General features: G+C 47.8%; 1 protein-coding gene. It reads right to left on the bottom strand.

Features of this window, described 5'->3' with window-relative positions:
• Nucleotides 1–454 (bottom strand): DUF808 family protein (locus ACTHUM_RS17290; protein ID WP_440403598.1); only part of this gene is annotated, 454 nt, incomplete at its 3' end.
• Nucleotides 455–642: the final 188 nt, after the last annotated feature.

Here is a 642-nt window from a genome sequence, read left to right as displayed (position 1 = left end):
GCGCGATAATGATGATTTCGGCGTAGAGGATGAAATCTGTGCGGACCGCGCCTTTTACTTTTGTTTTTTCGTCTGTGACTTCATGCTCGGCATCGTGTCCGTCTTCGTGTTCATTGCGGTGCAGAAATTTGTGCAACAGTTTTTCCACGCCTTCAAAACACAAATACACACCGCCGATCATCAGCAAGGGCGTAATCAGCGCAGGCAGGAAAGCGGAAAGCAACAGTGCAAGTGGCACCAGAATCAGCTTATTGACCAGAGAGCCTTTTGCCACCGCCCAAATAATCGGCAATTCGCGCTCGGCAGATACGCCGGTTACCTGATTGGCGTTGAGCGCCAAATCGTCACCGACCACGCCGGCGGTTTTTTTGGCGGCGACTTTGGTCATCATCGCTACGTCGTCCAAAACGGCAGTAATGTCGTCCAAAAGCGTAAAGAGAGAGGCGAAGGCCATAATGTTATCCGGATAAAATCAAATAAACGCGCGATTATATATGAAAATTCAGTTGCTTGAATGTTTTTCAGACTGCCGTTGACGGAAATTAACCAAAGGCCGTCTGAAAATGCTATTTCGGCGTATAACGTCCCGCCATGGCTTTATACACCATATTTTCGTATTTTAAGGCTTCATAGCGTTGGTTC

The sequence above is a fragment of the Neisseria sp. P0021.S006 genome (assembly GCF_051956895.1).
The sequence above is the reverse complement of the archived record's forward strand: the minus strand, read 5'-3'. Positions and strand labels throughout refer to the sequence as shown.